This window comes from Butyricicoccus sp. (genome assembly GCF_050872565.1).
GTDB lineage: Bacteria > Bacillota > Clostridia > Oscillospirales > Butyricicoccaceae > Butyricicoccus_A.
Genome location: NZ_JBNMHC010000126.1, coordinates 1 through 5,836, shown reverse-complemented (window position 1 = coordinate 5,836; position 5,836 = coordinate 1). Strand labels below are relative to the sequence as shown.

Genomic DNA, 5,836 nt, shown 5'->3' with positions numbered 1-5,836 from the left:
TTGATGTGTACTTCCTTCTGGGTGCCAGCAGCCCAAGCATCTGCATCGTAGTCATTGTAGGTACCGCCAACCAGTTCGCCGTCGCCATTCTTGATGGACTTGGTGTTGGTTGCAGAGGTGACTACATCGACTGCATTCTCATTGTTGATTTCTGCTGCGTAGAAATCCGCATACGGGATGTTCATCTGTACGTAAGTCAGCTGATCGGCAACGCCTGCATTGTCCAGCATCACAATTGCTTCTGCACGAGTGATGTCATTGCCGGAGCGCAGGGTGTGATCCGGATAACCAGCCATATAACCGTTCTGTACGGCGGTCAGAATGTACGATGCTGCCCAGTCGGAAACCTTGTCCGCATCGGTGTAGCCCAGCTTAGTCAGCTGTGCGCGAGCCTTTGCTGGATCTGCCTTGGTATCAACCTCTACACCGTTCAGCTTGCACGCAATAACAGCAACCTGCTCACGGGTAACGTTGCCCTTCGGATCCCACTGATTGTCGCCAACACCAACCATAACCTGTGCCTTGACAATCTTTGCTACATGGTTGTAGAACCAATCGTTCTTGGCCACATCCTTGTAGTTGGAGATGTCTGCCTCTTCAGTATATCCTTCGACAGAATTGACAACACTTGCCATCTCTGCACGAATGATGGTGCTGTCCGGACGGATACCGCGCTCATCGCCGTTGAGCCATCCATTGTCAATGAACTGCTGCAAGGTCTTTTCTGCCCAATGACCGTGAATGTCATCGGAATTGACTGCAAATGCAGCACCGCCTACCATCATGGTTGCTGCCGTAGCCACGCTCAGGACACGCAGCGTCTTTTTCGCGTTCTTGTTCATGTTACGCCCTTTCTAAAAATACATCATATTTTGTCAGTATGTACTAACTTTTCTTGTATTTGGAACGATGTATCCCATAAATTTCGATACGATACCCATTCCCAAAATTGATAGTACGATTATAGAGAATTTTTGGTTAGTTGTCAACAACACATATGAGCAAGTATCGCAAAATCACTCGGATTATTTTAGAAATATATACATTTTTGCAAAATTTATTTTTTAATTTTTCTGTTTTCTCCCTGATGCACAGAGATTTTGTTTTGTTAACTTCTTGTGACAAGTTTTTGCACACACAGAAAATTTTCTGTGATTTTTTCATGTACTTTGTCCAAACTTTTTTGCAATATTTTAGCGAGATAATCGGATATTTCAAGAGGATGCACTGATTAACTTTATTTCTAAACCTCAAACCGTCCATATCATGGAAATTTTTTCTGATTTTGACTGAATATACATTAGCTGCCTGCAACGAAAAGCGAAAAACGGGCCGTATCAGAGAAAAATTTCTCCAACACGACCCGTCTGATTTTTCTATTTTCATTAGCTTGCCGCAACCGTTTTTTCCTCAACGCAAGTCTCCGGCAGCTCCGGTAAGAGCGTACATGCCGCATGTAACGCCTGCTGACGCGTCAGGAAAAGTCCTGTCTGCATCAGGCAGTCTGCCACGCTGGAAATGCGGCGATAGTACATCGCTGCCACCTGTTCTCCGCGCTCCGTCATATGAACCTTCCCATAGGGCTCCTGATCTACGAGTTCCTTTTCCCGAAAGACGTTGACAATCCGCGCAACCGATGCTTTTTTCACATGCAGTGCCTTTGCAATCTCCGTCAACCGCATTTCTTTCTCTTTTCTAGACATCTCGTACATGTGCAGCAGATACCGCAGATGTGTACCAGTCAGCTCCATGTTTCTGTTCCTCCTTCTTCTATTTCCAATCTATCAAACGATTAGTTTGAACTAATTCAAGAAAAAGAATATCATACCCAAAAATAAATGTCAATGGAGGCTGTTCCAGTTTTTGAGCGAAAGCTAACTATTTTTTATCAAATTCTTACAGAAATTGCATAAAAAAATCCTCTGTCTCCAGCGGAAACAGAGGATATGAAATCTATTCTGAAAATTACAGAGCAGCCTTAGCGGTAGCAACCAGAGCCTCGAAAGCCGGCTTGTCGTTTACAGCCAGATCTGCCAGCATCTTACGGTTGATGTCAACGCCAGCCTTCTTCAGACCATTCATGAAGGTGCTGTAGTTCATGCCGTTAGCCTGGGTAGCAGCGGAGATACGGGTGATCCACAGTCTGCGGAAATCTCTCTTCTTCTGCTTACGGCCGATGTATGCATAACGCAGGGACTTCATAACTGCTTCGTTTGCAGTGCGGAACAGCTTGGACTTTGCACCAAAGTAACCCTTAGAAAGCTTCAGAATCTTCTTTCTTCTCTTGCGCGTCATCATTGCGCCCTTAACTCTTGCCATATTTAAACATTGCCTCCAAATTCAAATCGTAAGTGTTGTTCTTAATAATCCTGAGATTACTTGTACGGCAGCAGGCGCTTTACCTGTGCTACGTTGGTGGAATCAGCAAAGCCTTCCTTACGCAGATGTCTCAGACGCTTGGTGGACTTCTTGTTCAGGATGTGGCGGCGACCAACGTGAGCGCGCTTGATCTTGCCGGTCTTTGTTACCTTAAAGCGCTTGGATGCGCCGCTGTGAGTCTTAATCTTAGGCATAGTGTGTTCTCCTCTCTGATGGGGCTGCGCCGAGGCGGCACAGTGTAATACATTTATGATTCAGACGAATCCGCTTTCGGAGCCTGCTGCGGCTTGCCGGACTTACCCTTGCGGCTCTTCTTGCCGGCATCCTTCTTCGGACCATCCTTCTTCGGGCCGAGAAACATAATCATCTGACGGCCTTCCAGTTTAGGGGCTTTATCCATACTGCCGATTTCAGCGCATTCATCTGCGAATCGGCGCAGCAGATCGAGACCGATAGAAGAGTGAGTTACTTCACGGCCGCGGAAACGAACCGATACCTTAACCTTGTTTCCAGCCTTGAGGAAACGCTTTGCATGATTGACCTTGACATTGAGGTCGTTGACATCAATACCCGGGCTAAGGCGGATCTCCTTAATCTCCACGACGTGCTGATTCTTTCTTGCTTCCTTCTCGCGCTTTGCCTGCTCAAAACGGAACTTGCCGTAGTCCATGACGCGGCATACCGGCGGAACAGCATTCGGCGCGATCTTTACGAGGTCAAGATTCTTTGCGGCAGCTGCCTCCAGTGCCTTTGCGATCGGTACGATACCGGCCTGGTTGCCCTCTGCGTCGATCAGTCTTACTTCCTTGTCGCGGATCTCTTCGTTGATCTGGTGTTCCATACTGCTAATTGTTAAGCACCTCCAAACGGTTAAACGAAAAATAAAAAACGGACGGAAAGACACCGTCCGACCACAGCTATCTACGCGAAACAGCTGAACATCTGAACCTCTTTGCCGAAGCGCAAGGTGAGAACGGTGTGTCCTTCTTTCTTTTGCCTGATTAGTATACCACGCGCGCTCTGCGCTGTCAAGGTAAAATCCCTGTAAATTTGAAATTTGGTTCGTTTTTCATAAAATCGACAGTTTTTGCTTGACAATCGGCGCGCTTTTGTGTTATTCTTCCCTGAGCAAACGGGGACGCCTTCCCGCATCGGATAATTTTTCCAACGTTTTTTAGGCAAAACAGTTGAAATTTCCGAGAGAATAGGCTATGATAATGGTGCAAGGTAAACAACCTTGGATCAGCAGCCGGAGGATATGTACTATGAGTGAAGAAAACAAGAGCAACTATGTCATCCTGACTGACGAGGAAGGCAACGAGAAGGAATTCGAGCACATTGACACGCTGGAAGACAACGGCACCGTCTATATGGCTTTTATTCCGGCTGAACTGAATCTGGAAGAAGAGGCAGAAGTCGTCATTCTGAAAATCGTTGAGGAAGACGGCGAGGAGCTGCTCGCATCGGTAGATGACGAGGAAGAGAGCCTCCGCCTGTACAATCTGTTTATGTCCCGTCTGGAAGCGCTGTACGATGCGCCGGAGGACGAAGAGGAATAAACAATATAATCGCTAAGACCCCTGCGCGATTTGACAGTCACCTTTTTTTAACCCACAATTAGTTTTCGGGATTCCGGATGTTCCCATACGGAGTTGCAGGCCTCCCGCCTCGGCGGAAGTTGGAAGCACAGATGTATGTGACAGGAGACCCACCTGCAGGAGATGTGCAGGTTACTAATCTGGTGACATCGGTTGCGCGGGGTTTCTTTTATGCCTGCGCGTTGCGAGAAAGAACAAAGCAATGTTACAGCATCTTGTTCTTTTTTGGTTCTTCTCGCTTTTTTTACAAAAAGTTCATCATTTTCACTCTTTACTTTTGTAACATCCCGGTGTATAATGTGTAAAATAAACAAAGAGAAAGGAGATTTGAGTTATGGATACCATTCGTAAGATCCGCAATTATGATCCGCAGCCGGAAAAGCCCGATATTGACGACCTGATCTACGGTGATGAGCATCGTGTTTCTGAAAAGTAAGTAAACACTTGAGAAACATCTTGAAATCCACGCAGATTGGCGTGGTTTTTTTGTACCCTCAGCAGCACGGGAAATTTTCCCTGCTCTGCTTATCCATATAGATTAGAAAGCTACCGGCATGTATCGCGATCACGCCGCACCCAAACTGGGTGCGGCTTTTTTTCGCGTTATGCGCCGTCTCGATCCATGCTGCGGTACTGAATCGCTTCCGCAATGTGTCCGGCGGAAATCTGCTCCTCTCCCGCCAGATCCGCAATCGTACGAGCCAATCGCAGAATGCGGTCATAGCTTCTCGCCGTCATGCCAAGTTTTTTGAACGCGGCATCCAGCAAAGCCTGTCCGGCGGCATCCGGCCGACAGAATTCTGCGAGCTGTGCCGGAAGCATATCCGCGTTGCATCGCGTCTTAGTGCCCGCATAACGAGCGCGCTGCCGCTCTCTCGCCGCAACGACACGTGCCCGAATGTCAGCTGAGCTTTCCGCCGGTTTGCGCTCAGACAAATCCTTGAGCGGCACCGGACGCACATGAACCTGTATATCAATGCGGTCAAGCAGCGGACCGGAAATTTTTCTCCGATACTTTTTGACTTCTGCCGGTGTACACTTGCATCGGCCGGACGGATGGCCATACCAACCGCACTTGCAGGGATTCATAGCACAAATCAACATGAATTTTGCCGGATACGTTACACGTCCTGCCGTGCGCACAATGGAAACCGTACCATCTTCCAGCGGCTGCCGCAGCACTTCCAGCGCGTCAATGCGAAATTCCGGCAGCTCATCGAGAAACAGCACACCATTATGCGCTAAGCTCAATTCGCCCGGCATCGGGATTCCCTGTCCGCCGCCCGCAATGCCCGCGGCACTCGTCGTGTGGTGCGGTGCACGAACCGGACGCATCTGCGACCGCGCCGCTCGGCTGCCGTCGCCAATGATGGAGTAAATGCGCACGACATCCATCTTTTCTTCCAATGTCATTGGCGGCAAGATGGTTCCAATTCGCTTTGCCATCATGCTCTTGCCGGAACCGGGACTGCCGGACATCAGCATATTGTGTCCGCCAGCTGCCGCGATTTCCATCGCCCGCTTGACGTTTTCCTGTCCCATGACGTCGCAGAAATCCAGCACATCATCCAATCCAGTCTCTCCCGTGTCTTCCGGCACATACGCCTCGAGCAGCTGTTTGCCTGTCAGATGATCGAGAATCTGCTGTACATGTCGCACAGCATAGATGGTCAGCCCATCGCCAATGAGTGCCGCTTCCTCTGCATTGGCTTCTGGCAGGAACAGTTTCTTTTTCCCGGCTTCCTGCACCGCCATCGCCATAGAAAGCGCGCCCTTGATCGGGCGCAGTTCACCGCTCAGGCTGATTTCTCCGATAAACACGCTGTCCTCCGGCAGCGGTTCTTCAATATTTCCCTGTG

7 protein-coding genes and 1 other RNA gene are annotated in these 5,836 nt (G+C 48.9%); 2 read left to right on the top strand and 6 right to left on the bottom strand.

The window, feature by feature from the left end; genetic code table 11:
• From ACR0P9_RS06600 to infC, 5 genes are all read right to left on the bottom strand, one after another.
• The coding region (locus tag ACR0P9_RS06600) for an S-layer homology domain-containing protein (protein WP_432618486.1) at positions 1-842 on the bottom strand (842 nt) is incomplete at its 3' end.
• A gap of 543 nt (positions 843-1,385) precedes the next feature.
• Positions 1,386-1,751 (bottom strand): metal-dependent transcriptional regulator, encoded by a 366-nt coding sequence (locus ACR0P9_RS06595; protein ID WP_432618484.1) that lies wholly within the window; start codon positions 1,749-1,751, stop codon positions 1,386-1,388.
• A 214-nt stretch (positions 1,752-1,965) separates the two neighbouring features.
• Positions 1,966-2,319, bottom strand: a complete 354-nt coding sequence (gene rplT, locus ACR0P9_RS06590; RefSeq protein ID WP_432618482.1) for a 50S ribosomal protein L20 — start codon at positions 2,317-2,319, stop codon at positions 1,966-1,968.
• 56 nt (positions 2,320-2,375) lie between these two features.
• On the bottom strand, positions 2,376-2,573 hold the full coding sequence (gene rpmI / locus ACR0P9_RS06585) for a 50S ribosomal protein L35 (protein ID WP_432618480.1): 198 nt from the start codon (positions 2,571-2,573) through the stop codon (positions 2,376-2,378).
• 53 nt (positions 2,574-2,626) lie between these two features.
• Positions 2,627-3,220: a translation initiation factor IF-3 gene (infC, locus tag ACR0P9_RS06580; RefSeq protein ID WP_216469556.1), complete on the bottom strand. Its 594-nt coding sequence runs from the start codon at positions 3,218-3,220 to the stop codon at positions 2,627-2,629.
• A gap of 424 nt (positions 3,221-3,644) precedes the next feature.
• On the opposite strand from infC, the gene ACR0P9_RS06575 reads away from it, so the two are divergent.
• Together ACR0P9_RS06575 and ssrS are read left to right on the top strand one after the other, a co-directional pair.
• The gene (locus ACR0P9_RS06575; protein ID WP_432618478.1) at positions 3,645-3,938 is read left to right on the top strand and encodes a DUF1292 domain-containing protein; all 294 of its coding nucleotides are present in this window, start codon (positions 3,645-3,647) and stop codon (positions 3,936-3,938) included.
• Between the two features lie 15 nt (positions 3,939-3,953).
• A non-coding RNA gene (gene ssrS / locus ACR0P9_RS06570) (6S RNA) lies at positions 3,954-4,145 on the top strand.
• Between the two features lie 435 nt (positions 4,146-4,580).
• On the opposite strand, the gene ACR0P9_RS06565 is transcribed toward ssrS, so the two are convergent.
• Positions 4,581-5,836: YifB family Mg chelatase-like AAA ATPase (locus tag ACR0P9_RS06565; RefSeq protein WP_432618476.1), on the bottom strand; the 1,256-nt coding region annotated here is incomplete at its 5' end.